The 17,910-nt window shown below is 33.1% G+C and carries 17 protein-coding genes; 12 read left to right on the top strand and 5 right to left on the bottom strand.

All coding sequences use genetic code 11. The features are described 5' to 3' along the window. Positions 1-5 precede the first annotated feature (5 nt). Complete coding sequence (locus ACU4C5_RS08195; RefSeq protein ID WP_446843709.1) at positions 6-2,237, top strand: ATP-binding protein; 2,232 nt, start codon at positions 6-8, stop codon at positions 2,235-2,237. Here the strand turns inward: ACU4C5_RS08195 and lpxK are convergent. Then, positions 2,234-3,247 (bottom strand): tetraacyldisaccharide 4'-kinase, encoded by a 1,014-nt coding sequence (lpxK, locus tag ACU4C5_RS08190; RefSeq protein ID WP_446843708.1) that lies wholly within the window; start codon positions 3,245-3,247, stop codon positions 2,234-2,236. The genes ACU4C5_RS08195 and lpxK overlap by 4 nt on opposite strands. Before the next feature lie 46 nt (positions 3,248-3,293). Between lpxK and ACU4C5_RS08185 the strand changes: the two genes are divergently transcribed. The 11 genes from ACU4C5_RS08185 (at position 3,294) to ACU4C5_RS08135 (ending at position 14,178) form a co-directional block, all read left to right on the top strand. Further along, the gene (locus ACU4C5_RS08185; RefSeq protein WP_446843707.1) at positions 3,294-4,388 is read left to right on the top strand and encodes a Nif3-like dinuclear metal center hexameric protein; all 1,095 of its coding nucleotides are present in this window, start codon (positions 3,294-3,296) and stop codon (positions 4,386-4,388) included. A gap of 2 nt (positions 4,389-4,390) precedes the next feature. Next, entirely contained in the window at positions 4,391-5,170 is a 780-nt protein-coding gene (locus ACU4C5_RS08180) for a zinc ribbon domain-containing protein (protein WP_446843706.1), read from the top strand. A gap of 122 nt (positions 5,171-5,292) precedes the next feature. Next, positions 5,293-5,961 carry a peptide-methionine (S)-S-oxide reductase MsrA gene (gene msrA, locus ACU4C5_RS08175; protein ID WP_446843705.1) on the top strand — a complete coding sequence of 223 codons (669 nt, stop codon included), beginning with the start codon at positions 5,293-5,295 and terminating at the stop codon, positions 5,959-5,961. Positions 5,962-6,150: 189 nt separating this feature from the next. Next, the gene (gene kynU, locus ACU4C5_RS08170; RefSeq protein WP_446843704.1) at positions 6,151-7,419 is read left to right on the top strand and encodes a kynureninase; all 1,269 of its coding nucleotides are present in this window, start codon (positions 6,151-6,153) and stop codon (positions 7,417-7,419) included. Positions 7,420-7,491: 72 nt separating this feature from the next. Beyond that, positions 7,492-8,889, top strand: a complete 1,398-nt coding sequence (locus ACU4C5_RS08165) for an FAD-dependent oxidoreductase (RefSeq protein WP_446843703.1) — start codon at positions 7,492-7,494, stop codon at positions 8,887-8,889. Between the two features lie 23 nt (positions 8,890-8,912). After that, entirely contained in the window at positions 8,913-9,323 is a 411-nt protein-coding gene (locus tag ACU4C5_RS08160; protein ID WP_446843702.1) for a RidA family protein, read from the top strand. Between the two features lie 29 nt (positions 9,324-9,352). Next, positions 9,353-10,792 carry an aldehyde dehydrogenase gene (locus tag ACU4C5_RS08155; RefSeq protein ID WP_446843701.1) on the top strand — a complete coding sequence of 480 codons (1,440 nt, stop codon included), beginning with the start codon at positions 9,353-9,355 and terminating at the stop codon, positions 10,790-10,792. A 49-nt stretch (positions 10,793-10,841) separates the two neighbouring features. Further along, entirely contained in the window at positions 10,842-11,624 is a 783-nt protein-coding gene (locus tag ACU4C5_RS08150) for an SDR family oxidoreductase (RefSeq protein ID WP_446843700.1), read from the top strand. A gap of 190 nt (positions 11,625-11,814) precedes the next feature. Further along, complete coding sequence (locus tag ACU4C5_RS08145) at positions 11,815-12,345, top strand: 3-hydroxyanthranilate 3,4-dioxygenase (protein WP_446843699.1); 531 nt, start codon at positions 11,815-11,817, stop codon at positions 12,343-12,345. A 43-nt stretch (positions 12,346-12,388) separates the two neighbouring features. Then, a complete protein-coding gene (locus ACU4C5_RS08140) occupies positions 12,389-13,477 on the top strand; it encodes an amidohydrolase family protein (RefSeq protein WP_446843698.1) in 1,089 nt (362 codons plus the stop codon). A gap of 59 nt (positions 13,478-13,536) precedes the next feature. Continuing rightward, positions 13,537-14,178, top strand: a complete 642-nt coding sequence (locus ACU4C5_RS08135; RefSeq protein ID WP_446843697.1) for an O-methyltransferase — start codon at positions 13,537-13,539, stop codon at positions 14,176-14,178. Positions 14,179-14,248: 70 nt separating this feature from the next. Here the strand turns inward: ACU4C5_RS08135 and ACU4C5_RS08130 are convergent, their stop codons facing one another. The 4 genes from ACU4C5_RS08130 to ACU4C5_RS08115 all read right to left on the bottom strand — a co-directional run bounded on the left by ACU4C5_RS08130 (position 14,249) and on the right by ACU4C5_RS08115 (position 17,824). Next, positions 14,249-15,754 carry a S8 family peptidase gene (locus tag ACU4C5_RS08130; RefSeq protein ID WP_446843696.1) on the bottom strand — a complete coding sequence of 502 codons (1,506 nt, stop codon included), beginning with the start codon at positions 15,752-15,754 and terminating at the stop codon, positions 14,249-14,251. A gap of 116 nt (positions 15,755-15,870) precedes the next feature. After that, positions 15,871-16,158, bottom strand: coding sequence for a twin-arginine translocase TatA/TatE family subunit (locus tag ACU4C5_RS08125; protein WP_446843695.1), 288 nt, complete (start codon positions 16,156-16,158; stop codon positions 15,871-15,873). A gap of 57 nt (positions 16,159-16,215) precedes the next feature. Next, positions 16,216-17,010, bottom strand: coding sequence for a hypothetical protein (locus ACU4C5_RS08120; RefSeq protein WP_446843694.1), 795 nt, complete (start codon positions 17,008-17,010; stop codon positions 16,216-16,218). Beyond that, positions 17,000-17,824 (bottom strand): BamP family beta-assembly machinery protein, encoded by an 825-nt coding sequence (locus ACU4C5_RS08115; RefSeq protein WP_446843693.1) that lies wholly within the window; start codon positions 17,822-17,824, stop codon positions 17,000-17,002. Before ACU4C5_RS08115 ends, ACU4C5_RS08120 begins: the two co-directional genes overlap by 11 nt. Between the last annotated feature and the right edge of the window lie 86 nt (positions 17,825-17,910).

Raw genomic sequence — 17,910 nt, 5'->3', positions numbered from 1 at the left:
AAAACATGTCTCAACTGAGGTTTTACATTATTATTTTACTTACATGCCTATCTGTACAGGTGTCTGCACAAGATAATATTACAGATTTAGATTTACTAGAAATGCGTGTAAAAAACTATATCACACAATCATCTTTTGATAGTGATAGAGGAGACTACTATAATGCCAAAGACAACCTAATAAAAGCTTTAGAAATTGCTATCGAAATTAACGATTTAAAAAGCGAAGGTATTATTCATACCAAAATAGCAAAACTTCAATTTATAATAGACGATCCAAAAGAAGCTTTTGTATCACTAACTAAAGCAGCTAAAATTCAACGAGATATTGAAGATTATAAAAATCTAGCAATCACGTTTAATACACGAGGAATTTTACACTATAACAATAAAGAATATCAAACGGCTTTAGATTATTTTAATTCGGCTAAAACTAAATTTGAAGAAGACGATTTAGAAGAATACACTTCTGAAGTTTGCCTTAATGAAGCTAAAGTTTATCTGAAATTAGAAGATTATAAATCTGCTAAATCACTTTTAGATAAATCGATACTGATAGCTAAAAAGTATTCTCAAAAAAACATTTTAAGTAACGCTTTAATAAACAGTGGTAAAGCTTTATATCATTTAGACAACCCTAAGTTAGGTTTAGCTAGAACTTATGAAGGATTAGAAATTGCTAAAGAAAATAGCTTTACCGAAAACATTAACGAAAGCTACCTCACTTTAAGTGACATTTATCAAAACAATAAAGATTACAAACTTGCAAATACGTTTTTAATAAAGCACATTCAGCTATCAGATTCTATATTAAATATTAAACGTGAAAATCTTTCGCCAGAAACAACAAACAACCAATATTTAAACGAATACCGTGAAGCCGAAAACTTGCACCTAAAGGCTCAAATGGAAGAGAAAAACGAAGAAAGTAATCTTACCAAAATCACAACCATTTTAAGTATTGCCTTAATTACAATCTTATCACTATTAACATTATCATTATATAAAAATAATAATATTAGGTTAAAAACTAACAACATGCTTCACAAGAAGAATGATGAGTTAATTAAAGCCAAAGAAAAAGCAGAATTAGCATCTAAAAGTAAAGCCAATTTTTTATCAACCGTTACTCATGAGTTAAGAACACCACTTTACGCTGTTACAGGTTTAACTAATATGCTTTTAGATGAAAGTCCTAAAGAAGAGCAAATTCCGCATTTAAAATCATTAAAATTCTCTGGAGATTACCTATTAACTTTTATAAATGACATCCTTCAGATTAATAAAATAGAAGCCAACAAAGTAGATATAGACCCCGAAGTATTCAACTTAAAGAAAAAGGTAGACAACGTTATTTCGGCACTAACAAATTCGGCTACAGATAATAATGTAAAAATGCATTATGAATATGATAGTAACCTTCCTGAATCCTTTGAAGCTGATCAACTAAAAATATCTCAAATATTAATTAATCTTATTGGTAACGCGATAAAATTCACCAAAGACGGAGATATTTGGGTGAAAATTAAAAACATAGGAGAAGACAATGGTATTTTTAATGTCCGCTTTGAAATTGAAGACAACGGAATAGGGATAACCAAAGAAAAACAAGAACATATGTTTGAAAGTTTTTCTCAAGGATCTATACAAATTAACCGTAAATATGGTGGTACAGGATTGGGATTATCTATTGTAAAAGGGTTAATTGAAATTTTAAAAGGAGATATCTATTTAAAAAGTGAATTAGGAAAAGGATCTTCATTCTTTTTTGAAATCCCATTAAAATATAGTAAAGAAATAGCAGTCGTTAAGAATAATATGTACTCAAAAAACATTAGTAATTTGGATCTAGATAAAATTAAAATCTTAGTTGTAGAAGACAACAAAATTAATCAAATGATTACCAAGAAGATTTTAAACAAAATGCAACTATATTGTGATGTTGTTGATAACGGAGAAGATGCAGTTGACATGGTTAAAGCAGAAACCTATGATGTTGTATTAATGGATATTCATATGCCAGGAATAAGTGGCCTTGAAGCAACTAAAATAATTAGAACCTTTGATAAAGATCTAACTATTTTTGCGCTTACAGCTGTTACTTTAGATGACAAAATGCATGAGTTTGATGAAGCAGGTTTTAATGATATTATCTCAAAACCATTTAAACAAGAGGATTTTGAGAAAAAACTATACACCGCTTTAGAAAGCAATCAAAATGCTAAAAAAAACAGCTAATTCTTAGTTACAAACTTTTTCACAAACGTATTAAATAATTCTGCCTCATCTATTTTCACTTCAATAGGTAAATAAAATAACGGTGTTTTAGCATCTACAAATTCAGTACACAAGCGCATAAAGTCTTTTTCAGTAGTTAAAATAAACGTTTTTTCCTTCAACGAGTTTATTTCTATTTCAGTAAAATCATGATGATCTTTAAAGTTAAGATGCTTAAATTTCAAGCCTTTTTCATTTAAAAAATCAACTAAAGGTTGTGCATTTGCAATTCCGGTTACCAAAGTAAATGGCCTATCTTTTAAATGAGCTAACGGTAATTCGTTTTCAACCGACATAATAGTATTAGCATATACAATTTCACTAAAAACTACTGTTTGATGATTGGCTACGTTCAGTAATTTTCTAATCTTATTTTTTTCGGCTTCCAATATGCCAACAGGACATTTTGTAACCACAATTACATTGGCACGATTAGCACCAGCTCTAGGTTCGCGTAAATCTCCAGTAGGCAATACAAAATCCTTAGCATACAATTTACTATACGCAGTAAGCAATATATAAAATCCTGCTTTTACTTTACGGTGTTGAAAAGCATCATCCAATAAAATAACTTCAGGGGCAGTTGGTAAAGCCTGTAAATTTTCAATTCCTTCCACTCTATTTGCATCAACACTTACAATAACATCTTTAAATTTATTATAAAACTGAAATGGCTCATCGCCAATATCGGCTACAGTTGTTTGATGATCTGCAACAATAAAACCTTCGGTTTTTCTTTTATACCCCCTACTTAAAGTCGCTAATTTATATTCCGAAGACAATAATCGGATCAAATACTCAATCATAGGCGTTTTTCCAGTACCGCCAACACTTAAATTCCCTACACAAATCACAGGAAAATTGTAAGAAGTAGACTTAAAAAGCCCTAAATCATAGCACTTATTTCGCAACCAAGTTACTAAATAGTAGAACGGCACAACCGGGAATAATATGTATCTTAATAATTTCATCGTAACGAATGTATAATATTTTATCTTTGAAGCAAACAAATATACTATGATTGTAAAAGACGTCATTAATTATTTAGAAGAATTAGCACCACTTAACTACGCCGAGGATTTTGATAATGTAGGACTTTTAGTAGGACAATATACACAAGAAGTTACAGGAGTACTCGTTACCTTAGATACGCTTGAAGCTGTGGTAGACGAAGCTATTGAAAAAAACTGCAATATGATTGTGAGTTTTCATCCCATTATTTTTAAAGGTTTAAAAAAACTAAACGGCAGCAATTATGTAGAGCGTGTGGTCATAAAAGCCATACAAAACAACATCGCCATCTATTCAATGCACACCGCATTAGACAATCACATAGAAGGTGTAAACGATATTATTTGCAATCAATTAAACCTTATTAACAAGCAAATATTAATTCCGCAGAAAGAAACCATAAGAAAACTTACCACTTACATTCCAAATGAAAACGTACAAGCAGTAAGAAATGCCTTATTTAATGTTGGCGCAGGAAGTTTAGGAAATTATGACAAGTGTAGTTTTAATATTGAAGGCGTAGGAACTTTTAAAGGAAATGAAAACTCAAATCCTAAAGTTGGTAAAAAAGAAGAAATGCGCTACGAAAATGAAACTATAGTCACCATGACTTTCGTTAAACATTTAGAATCTCAAGTTTTAAATACACTCTTTGAAAATCATCCATATGAAGAAGTCCCTTTTGAAATTATAACACTCAATAATAACAATCAAAACATAGGAATTGGTATGGTTGGAGAGCTTCAAAACGAAATGAACACCAAAGATTTCTTGCAATTTGTAAAAAACAAGATGAATGTCACCGCAATTAGACACTCAAAAATAACAAAAAACACTATAAAAAAAGTAGCAGTTCTTGGTGGTTCTGGTGCCTTTGCTATTAGCGCTGCAAAGTCCGTAAATGCTGACATCTTAATTACTTCCGATTTAAAATACCATGATTTTTTTGCTGCTGAAAACAAAATTATTTTAGCCGATATTGGACATTATGAAAGCGAACAACACACAAAAACGTTTTTAGTCAACTATCTCTCAAAAAAAATCACTAATTTTGCAATCATTTTATCGATGACAAATACCAATCCAGTAAAGTATTTATAATTATGGCAAAGAAAGTTGAAGCTTCTGTTGAAGACCGATTAAGAGCATTATACGATTTACAATTGATCGACTCTAGAGTAGACGAAATCAGAAACATTAGAGGAGAACTTCCTTTAGAAGTTAGAGATTTAGAAGATGAAGTTGAAGGTTTAAACACAAGACTTGAAAAATTAAATTCTAACCTAGCGCTTATTGATGATGATATCAAAAGCAAAAAGAATTTAATTGAAGAGGCAAAAACTTTAATTAAAAAATATAGTGAGCAACAAAAAAATGTTAGAAATAACAGAGAATTTAACTCACTAACTAAAGAAGTTGAATTTCAAGAATTAGAAATTCAATTAGCTGAAAAGCATATCAAAGAATTTAAAGTACAAATAGAGCAGAAAAAAGAAGTTATTTCTGAAACTAAAGGACGTCTTAAAGATCGTCAAGTACATTTAAAGCACAAAAAAGGGGAATTAGATGCTATTTTAGCTGAAACTGAAAAAGAAGAGCAAGCGTTACATCAGAAATCTGAAGACTACCAAAAGCAAATCGAAGAACGTTTAGTTAAAGCATACTTAAGAATCCGTGCTAATGTGAAAAATGGTTTAGCTGTTGTGCCAATCGAAAGAGGAGCATCAGGAGGATCTTTCTTTACAATTCCACCACAAATTCAAGTAGAAATTGCTTCTCGTAAGAAAGTAATTACAGATGAGCACAGTGGTCGTATTTTAGTTGACGCTGAGTTAGCTGAAGAACAAAAAGCTAAAATGGAAAAAATGTTTGCAAAACTATAATTCCATTTCAACATATTTTAAAAAGCCTTCATATTTTATGAAGGCTTTTTTATTTAAGATAACTTTCACACACTACAACTTAAGGTCTCTCCTTATTTTTCGACTATAATAAAAAACACCTTATGAAAACCATATTATCTACACTTGCACTTATGTTCTTATTTAGCTGTCAAAACAATGCACAAAACAATGCACAAACCAATAAAAAACAAAAATCATTAATGGATTTAGATCCTGTTGTAGTGCCATTACAAGATGGTAAAGCAAGAGCCTATTTTGCTAGTGGTTGTTTTTGGTGTGCCGAAGCTATTTTTGAAAGCGTAAAAGGTGTTGAAGAAGCTACTTCAGGATATTCTGGAGGACACTCAAAAAACCCAACTTACGAAGCTAGTAATACAGGACAAACAGGACATGCCGAAGCTATTGAAGTTGTTTACGATCCAAACATTGTAGATTACGCAACACTTATTGATGTGTTTTTCAATTCTCAAGACCCAACACAATTTAACGGTCAAGGCAACGATTATGGTTCACAATATCGCTCAATCATATTTTTTCAAGATGAAGCTCAAAAAGAAATAGCCATTGCAAAAAAAGCAGAATTAACAAAAAAATTAAGCACTAAAGTTGCAGCCGAAATCATGCCTTTTCAAAAATTTTGGGAAGCAGAAGCCTACCACCAGGATTTTGAAAAAAAAAACCCTAACAACCCGTACATTCAAAATGTATCAAAAAAACGTTTAGCAGCTTTCAAAAGAACTTGCCCGCTTTTAATTAAAGATGATCATTAAAACATCTTAAACATAAATCCTACCGCATATATTATATAATATTCCGCTATATGCGCCTATATATATTAAAAGCACTTCTTCCTATGGTTGAAGTGCTTTTTGTTTTTCATAAATTATAACAGGTAAAAATCACCTTTTTTACTAAATTTATAATCCTTATTTTTGTTGGAAACCGAAAAACTAAAGCCATTGTCTAACTACAAACTAGGTCTTGATTATGCCAAAGTGCAAGATCAAAATGACCCAATTTCACAATACAGAGATCAATTTCATATTCCAAAAGATAAAAACGGTAACAACTGGTTATATTTTACAGGAAACTCACTAGGCTTACAACCAAAAAGCACTCAAAAATATATTCAACAAGAATTAGATGATTGGGCTAACTTTGGTGTAGAAGGGCATTTTGAAGCTAAAAACCCTTGGATGCCATATCATGAATTCCTTACCGAATCTATGGCAAAAATTGTAGGTGCAAAACCTATTGAAGTAGTTACAATGAATACGCTTACCACAAATTTACATTTGCTAATGGTATCGTTTTATCAACCTACCAAAAAGAAATTTAAAATTGTAATTGAAAGTGATGCATTTCCTAGCGATAGATATGCAGTACAAACTCAGTTAGAATTTCATGGTTTTGATGCTTCTGAAGGTATTATTGAATGGAAGCCTCGTAAAGGTGAAGAATTACTCAATATTGAAGATCTTGAAACAATTCTTGAAGAACAAGGCGATGAAATAGCTTTATTACTTATTGGAGGTGTTAATTATTACACAGGTCAATATTTAGATATCAAAAAAATAGCACAACTTGGTCATGCACAAAACTGTATGGTTGGGATAGATTTAGCACATGGCGCAGGAAATATCAACCCAGAATTACACGATTCGGGAGTAGATTTTGCAGCTTGGTGTACCTACAAATACTTAAATTCTGGACCAGGAAGTCTAGGTGGACTTTTTGTACACGAAAAACACGCGCACAACAAAGATCTTAAACGTTTTTCGGGATGGTGGAGTCATAATAAATCAACACGATTTAATATGCGTCAACCATTAGACGTTATACCGGGAGCTGAAGGATGGCAACTTAGTAATCCTCCAATTTTATCTATGGCGGCAATAAAAGCATCTCTAGACATGTTTAACGAAGTTGGAATGGATGCTTTACGCGAAAAATCTGAAAAGCTAACAGGTTATTTTGAGTTTTTAATTAACGAATTAAATAACAACAAGATAAAAATTATCACACCTTCAAATCCAAAAGAACGTGGTTGCCAATTATCTATTCAAGTAAAAGATGCCGACAAAAACTTACACAAACAATTAACCGAAGCACATATTATTACAGACTGGAGAGAACCAGACGTTATACGCTGCGCTCCGATACCTCTATACAACACTTTTGAAGATGTATATAGAATGGTTGAAAAATTGAAAGAGATATTAGAATAAAAAGAATGTCACCTTGAGCAGAATCAAGAGGTTTAACAGATCTCGACTCCGCTAGACCAGACAACAACAAATATGAGCAAAAAAGAAAACATACTAATCATTGGAGCCGGACTTTGTGGCTCACTCCTAGCCTTACGTTTAGCACAACGTGGTTACACTGTTAACGTATACGAAAGCAGACCAGATTTACGAACTACAGATATTTCTGCAGGACGATCTATCAACTTAGCATTATCAGATAGAGGTTTAAAAGCCATGAGACTTGTAGGAGTTGAAGATAAAGTAAAACCGTTATGTATTCCAATGTACGGAAGATTGGTTCATGATACCGAAGGCAATACTTTTCCTTCAAATTACTCAGGAAGAGATAACGAATACATCAATTCAATTTCTAGAGGCGATTTAAACGGATTATTACTAACCGAAGCCGATTTATACGATAACCTAACCATTCATTTCAATAAAAAATGTAACGGAGTAGATATCGAAAACAATACAGCTAGTTTTTATGATTACCAAACTAAAGAAGAATTTACAGCCCAAGGTGATGTTGTTTTTGGTACCGATGGTGCGGGTTCTTCACTTAGAAAAAGCTATTATTTAGAACGTAAGTTTTTATTCAGTTACTCACAAAATTATTTAACTCACGGGTATAAGGAGTTAGAAATTTCTGCTTCCGCGGAAGGAAAGCATCTTATAAGTCAAGATTATCTTCATATTTGGCCAAGAGGTGATTATATGTTAATTGCACTTCCAAATTTAGATGGAAGTTTTACAGTAACACTATTTTTAAGTTATGAAGAAGGCGAATACAATTTTAATAATTTAACTACCCAAGCCACTATAAAAGAGTTCTTTGCTACACAATTCCCAGATGCGTTGGCGTTAATCCCAAATATAGCCCAAGAATTTGCTAACAATCCAACAGGTGCTTTAGGAACTGTAAAATGCTCACCTTGGCATTACAAAAATAAAAATGTGATTTTAGGAGATGCCTCACATGCTATTGTTCCGTTTTACGGACAAGGTATGAATGCTTCTTTTGAAGATGTAACCGTTTTTGATGCTATTATAAACCAACACGAAGGCGATTGGGAAACCATTTTTAAAGTCTACGAAAAAACAAGAAAAGCAGATACAGATGCTATCGCAGATTTGGCTATCGATAATTATTACGAAATGCGCGATCACGTTGCAAATCCTATTTTTAAAGAAAAACGCGCTATTGAAATGGCTTTAGAAAAAGAATTTCCAAACGATTATTTTTCAAAATATTCAATGGTAACTTTTAAAGAAGACATTCCGTATTACACAGCAATGACTAAAGGACGCGCACAAGACAAAGCGATTTTGAATTTATTAGTAGATAAAAAAATCACTATTACAGATGATTTAAATAGTACTTTAAAAAAAGTACAACAAGAAACCCAAGCAATTCTTCAAGACGATAAAATTGCAGGATTGAAGTAGTTGGCAATAAATAAAATAGAACAATGAACGAAGGCACAAAAGTAACACCAAGAGGTGCATATCCACATGTAAAACAAGTAGGCGATTTCATTTTCGTTTCCGGAACCAGTTCTCGTAGAGCAGACAACAGTATTGCTGGAGTTGATATTATTGATGAAATGGGCACAAAAAAACTAAACGCTTACACACAAACGCAAGAGGTTTTAAAAAATATAGACACCAATCTTAAAAAAGTAGGTGCAAGTTTAAAAGATGTTGTTGATGTGACTTCATTTTTAGTTAACATGAACGACTTTGCAGACTATAATAAAGCATACGGAGAGTTTTTTGAAAAAGAAACTGGACCAACCAGAACCACAGTAGCCGTACACCAATTACCACATCCAGATTTGGTAGTAGAAATTAAGGTTATGGCTTACAAGAAGCAACAATAACTTACCGACATAAAATAAAGATGAAGAAAATGGAAAACATCAAAAACTACATAAACGGAAAATTTAAATCTCCCATAAATAATGATTGGATAGAAAACTATAATCCAAGTAACGGAGAAGTTTATGGAAAAATTCCAAATTCATCTTCAGAAGATGTAGAAGAAGCATATAATGCTGCAAAATCTGCTTTTCCTAGTTGGTCACAAACTAGTTTAGAAAAGCGTAGCAGAATACTAATAAAGATTGCAGAATTACTAGAAGAACATTTAGATGCTTTTGCGCAAGCTGAAAGTAAAGATAACGGAAAACCAATTAACCTCGCAAAAACAGTAGATATCCCAAGAGCTGCAAGTAATTTTAGATTCTTTGGAAACGCCATTACTCAATTTGCTAGTGAAAGTCATGAAAGCGTAGGACAAGCCATAAATTATACACTACGCCAACCCATAGGTGTTGTTGGTTGTATTTCACCCTGGAACCTTCCACTCTATTTATTTACATGGAAAATTGCTCCTGCCATTGCCGCAGGAAACTGTGTGGTTGCAAAACCAAGTGAAGTCACACCAATGACCGCTTTTCTTTTAGGAGAAATATGTACCGAAGCAGGATTACCAAAAGGTGTACTGAATATTGTTCATGGTCTTGGAGGCTCAACAGGACAAGCCATTATTGAACACAAAAACATAAAAGCTATTTCTTTTACGGGAGGAACAGCAACAGGTGCACATATTGCACGAGTTGCTGCACCAATGTTTAAAAAACTATCCTTAGAATTAGGTGGAAAAAACCCAAATATCATTTTTGCAGATTGCGATTATGAAGATATGTTAAATACTACAGTGCGTTCATCATTTGCAAATCAAGGTCAGATTTGTCTTTGTGGAAGTCGCATTTTTGTAGAAGCTTCAATTTATGAGAAATTCAAAAAAGATTTTGTTGAAAAAGTAAACGCCTTAAAAGTTGGTCACCCATCGGAAAACACAACCAATATTGGCGCTTTAGTTTCTAAATCACATTTAGAAAAGGTCATAGATTTTATAGATATCGCTAAAGCGGAACAAGGCAACATACTTTGTGGCGGACAAAAAGTGACTGTTGAAGGCTTTGAAAATGGTTACTATTTAGAACCAACAGTTATTGAAGTTCCTACAGACGAATGCAGAGTGAATCAGGAAGAGATTTTTGGGCCCGTTGTAACTATCATGCCCTTTACTACAGAAGATGAAGTATTGGAGATGGCAAATAAAGTAAAATACGGACTTTCGGCAACACTTTGGACCAACAATCTAAAACGCACCATGAAAATGAGTAACGAACTACAAGCAGGAATTGTTTGGGTGAACACTTGGATGATGCGTGATTTACGAACGCCTTTTGGTGGTGTAAAAGCATCAGGTGTTGGACGTGAAGGAGGTTTTGAAGCCTTACGCTTTTTTACAGAAGCTAAAAATGTTTGCATAAAGTATTAATTAAATGTCTCCTCGAGCACAGTCTAGAGGTTTCAAAAAAAACATAAAAATGAACTTAGATTTAAATAATAAATACGCATTAGTTTGCGGAAGTACAGCAGGAATAGGTAAAGCAACAGCAATAGCTCTTGCAGAAGAAGGCGTACAAGTGACCTTAATTGCTAGAAATGAAGATAAACTAAAAGCGGTCTTAACTGAATTACCCCAACAAAGAGCACACGATTATATAGTAGCCGATTTTTCTAACCCTAAGGAATTAAAAGAAAAAGTAGCCGCTTATATTTCAAAAAATCATGGATTTCATGTATTAGTTAATAATACTGGAGGCCCAAAAGGAGGTCCTGTTTTTTCTGCTGAAGTTGATGAATTTGAAAGCGCTTTTACTCAACACTTAAAATGTAACCACGTGTTAGCACAAACGGTTGTACCTTTTATGAAAGCTGAAGGTTACGGACGTATTGTGAATGTTATTTCAACGTCTGTAAAACAACCTTTAGATGGACTTGGGGTAAGTAATACTATTCGTGGTGCAGTTGCTAGCTGGAGTAAAACGTTAGCTAATGAGTTGGGTCAATTTGGAATTACAGTAAATAACGTACTTCCTGGAGCTACAGGAACAGATAGATTAGCTGAAATTATTAAAAACAAATCGGCAAAATCAGGACAATCAGAAGAAGCAGCTGCAAATGCCATGAAAAGCGCTGTTCCGGCAAAACGTTTTGCAAAACCCGAAGAGTTAGCAGCAGCTATTACATTTTTAGCGAGTGAACGTGCTGCTTATATTAACGGAATTAATCTTCCTGTTGATGGTGGAAGAACAAAATCTTTATAGTAAGATATTTCGTTTTTTATTGTAATTTTATTGAATTGATGAATTTGCGTTAAGGATTGAAGCGACATCCTTTTTTAAACGTCAGTTTGAGTGTTTTGTGAAGTATGAACAAAATGTATTGAAAACACGTTTAAAAAAGATATAGCGAAAAGCCTGACCCTTTTTAGGGTAACGCCCAAAATAAAACAACATGAGTGATTTAGTTTCGCCTTTAAATTTTAAAGCTTGGATTGAAGAAAACAGACATCTTTTAAAGCCACCTGTTGGAAATAAAGTGGTTTGGAAAGACGGTGATTTTATAGTAATGGTTGTTGGTGGCCCCAATAATCGAAAGGATTATCATTACAATGAAACCCCTGAGTTTTTCTATCAAGTGGAAGGTGATATCGTATTAAAAGTGATTGATAAAGGGACGCCAAAAGACATACACATAAAGGAAGGTGACATCTTTTTATTACCTCCAAAAGTACCGCATTCTCCACAAAGAGGTGCAAATACAGTTGGTTTAGTAATTGAATATAAACGTCCTGAAGGAATGCGAGATGCTTTACTTTGGTTTTGTGAAAGTTGTGTAACCAAATTATATGAAGAGGATTTTACGGTGGAAAATATTGAAACAGATATGCCTAAAATTTTTGATAAATATTATGGAGATTTACACAAACGCTCTTGCCCAAAATGTGGTGAAGTGATGCAGCCTCCAAATAAAGTTAAAGCTTAATAGGCGACTTAAAACAACATTAAAACTGTCAATAAAGACAACCATGGAAAAAAGAAAACTTAGAATAAACGGTCATTCTCACCTATTACCTTACCCGGAAGATATTCCTCAATTCATGAAAGATAAGGGGATTTTTTGGGTGGATAAAGACAGGAAATTTATGCTTCAGAAGGATTGGAATCGCCCAATTACAGATTCTAGTTTTTTCTTAGATGAAAAGTTAGCATGGATGGAACGTTTTAATATTGATCATGCTGTAGTTTTAAATCTGTCGCAATTATACGGTAACGGTTTACGTGTTGAAGAAATGAAACAAGCGCTTCGTTTTCAGAATGATTTTAATGCGAAAGTACAGCGTGATAATCCTAGTAAATTTACGACCGGTTTTGTGGTTCACCCCGGTTTTGTAAGAGGTGCTTGTTGGGAAATTCAGCGTTGTGTTGAAGAACTTGGCATGCAATTATTATGTTTGCCAACGCATTATATGGACACGATTGGGACATGGCGTTGTATTTTTGATGAAGAAAATGAGCCGATTTTTGAATTGGCAAATAAATATAATTTGGCGGTTGAAATTCACCCTTATGATGGTGAAAAATTCATTAAGTTAGAAAACACATCTTGGCGTTTTCACTTGATATGGATGTTGGCGCAATGTGCCGATGCGTATCACTTTTTAACACTTAATGGGTACCAAGATAAATACCCAAATATGCGTACTTGTTTTGCGCACGGAGGACAATTGGCACAGATAAATTTAGGAAGACGTATTCAAGGTTTTGATGGAAGACCAGATTTATTTGAAGGTAAAAGTCACCCAAGGAAAGCGGTTGGTCATAAAAATATATTCTTTGACACCTTGGTACATGATACTGGTGGATTAGAACTTTTAATTAGAAATCAAGGTTCAAAACAGGTATTAATGGGACTTGACGATCCGTATCCTTTAGGGGAAATGGAAAGTGAAAAACAAGCGTCTTATCCTGGTAAAATTTTAGATTTAGCAATGGAACGAGATATTATAACCGAAAACCAACGTGATGCGATTTGGGAAGACAACGTGATACAATGGTTGTGTGGTGATGACCAAGCGGCGAAAGATAAATTAGTGAATAGAATATTAGGAAATTAAAAGAGCTCGACTCTGCTAGAACTGATAATTAAAAATTAAACAAATTACAATACATAGTCATGCATTTTTTACCTGAAAAACTAGACGATTATATTGTTGCACATTCTGAAAACGAACCAGAATTATTGCAACAACTCACACGAGAAACGTATCAAAAAATATTGCAACCTATTATGCTTAGCGGTCCTTACCAGGGTCGTGTATTGAGTATGATTTCAAAATTAACACGTCCGAAAACTATTTTAGAATTAGGAACTTTTACAGGTTATGCAACTTTATGTTTAGCGGAAGGTTTACATCCCGAAGGTGAAGTACACACAATTGATGTGAATGAAGAATTGGAGGATTTTCAGCGTAAATATTTCGATAAATCGGAATACGGACACCAAATTTATCAACATTTAGGAAGTGCTATTGATATTTTACCTCAGCTAGATAAAACTTTTGACTTGGTATTTATTGATGCAGATAAACCTAACTATGTTAATTACTTTCATTTAATTATTGATAAGTTAAATCCGGGTGGGATTATCATTTCGGATAATGTGTTATGGCACGGAAAAGTAATTGAACCACTAAAAGATAAAGACGTTTCTACAAAAGCTGTTTTAGAATTTAATACGCTTTTAAAAGAAGATGATAGAATTGAAACTGTTGTACTGCCTATTAGAGATGGGTTGACGATTAGTAGAAAAAAATAACAACTTATAAAACACAAAAATCCTCTTCAAAACTGAAGAGGATTTTTTATTTATAATAGTTTTCTGTTTTTTATTGAACCGCTTGTAACGCATCAATATTTCCGTAACCAAAACTACTATTTCTACTTGGGTAAAACTCTGAAGATTGTTTTAGCTTATTCAATACTTGTGTACGTGACCAACTTGGGTTTTTAGACCACACTAAAGCTGCAATTCCTGCAGTAGTAGCCGTTGCTGCCGATGAACCTCCTGTATAACGACGCTCGCCATTATTAAATCCTAAAACAGGTGGGGCTTTACTTGTATTATTGTCGCCTTCCATAATAATGGTAAAATCTATTTTACTTCCGCTATGGCATACATCGCAACGCTCATAAGAACTTCCATCATTAACACCTGTTACAGCTAAAGTTTCACTCATAGTTGCAGGAAAAATAACACCATATCCATTAGTAAAACTTGTTGATGTTCCTCCTGCTGCAAAAATTAATTTCTGTTTACTATACGCATACTTTACTGCGTCTTTAATATTTCCTATAGACCATAAATATCCTATAGACATTGAAATGATTTTTACATCACTCCTGTTTCCTAACTGAGTTAAGGCATCAGATACACCTTTACGTTCGTGATAATCGTTTAAAAGCACATCTTCGGTTGCGCGATAAGCTACTAAGTTGGCATTATATGCTACACCTACTGGCATTCCGTTATCATTTCTTGGCGATGCCATAGTTGATGCCATTGCTGTACCGTGTCCGCATAAATCATGTGGCCCATCATAATTACTAGACCACCACCAGTTTGAATCTATGAATGTTCCATATTTTTGAACGGTACGTCCTGTTGATGCACCATCATTAAACCCTGAAGAGTTTAATAAAGATTGAGAGGCAGAAACACCGGTATCAATTAAACCAATTGTTACACCAGATCCTGTACTATAATTCCAAGCTTGTGGAATATTATGTTCATCAAAATGCCAAGATACTTGTGCATTATTTGGAGATATTGTTGAATAATGCGCTGCGTTTATAGCATCTGCACTATTATCACAACCTGAACTTGATCTTGCGTTAGATGCTGTTACAGCAAACTGATTATAACCATTAGGCTCTAAATAACGTACATAAGGATTGTTTTTAAGTGCAATTATGGTTTCAATGTTTATAACTTCAACATCAATAACATTTATGATTTCATGCTCTACAACTTTCAATTTAGAAAGTTCTACACCTTCATTAACGGCAACAACATCAATTAAGTCATTCTTTTTGGCTTCAATTTCGGGAGTCATAATTTCGGTAAAACTCTCACCTGCATTACCATAACCTATGGTTAATACATTTTGACCATGCGTAACTGCACTCCATAAAAAATGAGCATTTTTACTATTCCAATCAAAATCTCCTGTGGTATTTAAGCCTTCGGTAATTACGGCGTTAATTTCTTGAACGGTTAGTGCGTTTTCTGGGAAAACTTCCTGTTCGGGGATTGCTGTTGTGGCATCTTCCTTAGAACAAGATACTGTTACAATAGCAATCAGCAAAAGCGATTTAATGTAATTTTTTTTCATTACTAATATATTTTAGAGGATTATTGTTCTCTAAATATATTAAATAATTACTAAAATGTAGATGTGTTTTTTACGTTTTAGACAAACAACAGGTAAGTTTCTTAATAAATATAAAACTAGAGTTTTCGTCTTACAGATCCTGTAAAGTCTTCAAGATCATCTTTTACTTTGGTTAATTCATTCTGAATATCTTTAGTTATGCTAGTGTCTAGTCCGCTTCTTTCGGCACTTTTAGTAACTTCAGTTTTGATGTCATTTGAGGCATCTTTTAGCATACGCATTCCTTTAGCTAACCCACGGGCTATTTCAGGAATTTTATCGGCACCAAAAACCATAACTACTATTAAAAGTATGAACATGACTTCTGGAGTTCCTATAAATAAAAATGTTGTTCTTAGTATCACGGTGCAAATATAATAACTTGTTTTTTCTTAGTATGAAATAAAGTACAAATTTAACTATTAATCTTCACCTTCGCTACGATTTTCATTATAAGCTAAAAGTTTTTTGGTTAAAAACTCAAACATTTTTAAATCGTTATTTGAATCACAATGAGTTATAAATTCGGGATCTTCGGCTACGTAATAAAAATAATCTTTAATAAGCTCTTCTTCAATGTTTAAACCTCCAAACATCAAGTTTGAAAAATCACCTCTAGCACGTAACATACAGTCATATTGATGATCTAAACTCACAATATACTTCAACTTTTTAGTACGTCCTGAAATTCTATTAAGAATTTTATTCACATTTATAGTTGCGAATAAGCCGTAAAATTTTGCAAACTCCCCGTGGTCTGCATCAAAAACGCGTCGCTCATTTTGCGTTTTAGGTTTCCCTGTATATCCAGGAATTCCTAAGTCGTAAAAATTCATTTCACGCTCAACCTCAGCATTATTGATATCTGAGCTTAAATTTCCTGTAAGCACTTTCCCTACAATAACCTCATCTAACGTATTTATTTGCTCTTCTAAGTGCACAATAATTTGTTTAGCATCAATATGTGTGTGATTTACTATAATTTCTTCTAGTTTATACTGCACACCGGAAACGAGGATAGTATCATTAATTTTTGCAGGAATCACAAAAGCACCGTTTATTAATGACGACGTATAACGCTCACTAGTTTTATTGATAATATGAATACCTTCAACCTCATCATTAGCTATAATTTGCCCTTTTAAATCTACTAATTGACAATAACTAGTAGCATAAAATAAACAACATATATAACATAAAAGATGTTTAATCTTCATTTAGAGCTTCTTTTAAAAACGCTATACTTTTTTGGTATATAAATTCTAAAAACTCCAACTCATTACCGCTAGCTAACATATTTTCTGCCAAACCATGAGTTTCAACATATATTAAAAACTCATCCATACGCTCAGTAGGAATGTTAAAATTTTGATGTAAGAAATCAGTACTATATTTATCTTTTAAAACCTCATAGCTTATACTTTCTTCTGCTTCTAAATTGTTTCCTTTTTTATTCGACTTAAAAATTTCTTTAAATAAAGGTTTCAATAATAGCGCAGCTACATTTACAAAATTCAATCCATTTTCCATGGCTTGACCTTGGGAATGCATCGCTATATTTTCGGTTTTAGATCTAATATCATCAGAAAACTCATATTCAGTAGCATTTGCAACTCCAAAATAAATAGCATCCATATTAGGATTAAAAGTCTGTACACTTTTTAAATCGGTTTCTAAATTTCCGCTAAGATCATAAGGTAAAATTAAAATTTCATCAAGCTTATTAACTTGTTCCACCAGAAACACGGTTAGTTTTTTAGATTCAATTACATTTTTATCAATAGTAATCTTAAAGTCTTTAAATTGAAGTGCGCCAAACTGAATTTCGTCATTAAGAGCCACCTCTATTTTAAACTCCCCTTTCTCGTTAGTTGTTGTACCTTTATTTGAAGACGAATTATAAACGGTAACCCCTTCAATATCGTTTTGCTCTACAACTATTTTACCCAAAACCTCAACACGTTCAACAACTTGAGCAGATATAGCATATGTAGCTAGTAGAAAAAATAAAGCTAGTAATTTTGTTTTCATAATTAAAAAATTTGATAGTTAAAGAAACGATTTGAAATTCAAATTAAATAGCAAACCCTTTATAAACTTTTGTTAAAAGGAATGTT

The sequence above is a fragment of the Lacinutrix undariae genome, from assembly GCF_052934785.1.
This window is presented reverse-complemented; position numbering and strand designations above follow the sequence as displayed.

Coding starts and splice junctions, on each gene's coding strand:
- ACU4C5_RS08160 (WP_446843702.1), top strand. CDS start 8,913: ATGAACGAAGGCACAAAAGTAACACCAAGAGGTGCATATCCACATGTA.
- ACU4C5_RS08140 (WP_446843698.1), top strand. CDS start 12,389: ATGGAAAAAAGAAAACTTAGAATAAACGGTCATTCTCACCTATTACCT.
- lpxK (WP_446843708.1), bottom strand. CDS start 3,247: ATGAAATTATTAAGATACATATTATTCCCGGTTGTGCCGTTCTACTAT.
- ACU4C5_RS08155 (WP_446843701.1), top strand. CDS start 9,353: ATGGAAAACATCAAAAACTACATAAACGGAAAATTTAAATCTCCCATA.
- ACU4C5_RS08180 (WP_446843706.1), top strand. CDS start 4,391: ATGGCAAAGAAAGTTGAAGCTTCTGTTGAAGACCGATTAAGAGCATTA.
- ACU4C5_RS08150 (WP_446843700.1), top strand. CDS start 10,842: ATGAACTTAGATTTAAATAATAAATACGCATTAGTTTGCGGAAGTACA.
- ACU4C5_RS08185 (WP_446843707.1), top strand. CDS start 3,294: ATGATTGTAAAAGACGTCATTAATTATTTAGAAGAATTAGCACCACTT.
- ACU4C5_RS08120 (WP_446843694.1), bottom strand. CDS start 17,010: ATGAAGATTAAACATCTTTTATGTTATATATGTTGTTTATTTTATGCT.
- msrA (WP_446843705.1), top strand. CDS start 5,293: ATGAAAACCATATTATCTACACTTGCACTTATGTTCTTATTTAGCTGT.
- ACU4C5_RS08135 (WP_446843697.1), top strand. CDS start 13,537: ATGCATTTTTTACCTGAAAAACTAGACGATTATATTGTTGCACATTCT.
- ACU4C5_RS08130 (WP_446843696.1), bottom strand. CDS start 15,754: ATGAAAAAAAATTACATTAAATCGCTTTTGCTGATTGCTATTGTAACA.
- ACU4C5_RS08115 (WP_446843693.1), bottom strand. CDS start 17,824: ATGAAAACAAAATTACTAGCTTTATTTTTTCTACTAGCTACATATGCT.
- ACU4C5_RS08145 (WP_446843699.1), top strand. CDS start 11,815: ATGAGTGATTTAGTTTCGCCTTTAAATTTTAAAGCTTGGATTGAAGAA.
- ACU4C5_RS08195 (WP_446843709.1), top strand. CDS start 6: ATGTCTCAACTGAGGTTTTACATTATTATTTTACTTACATGCCTATCT.
- ACU4C5_RS08165 (WP_446843703.1), top strand. CDS start 7,492: ATGAGCAAAAAAGAAAACATACTAATCATTGGAGCCGGACTTTGTGGC.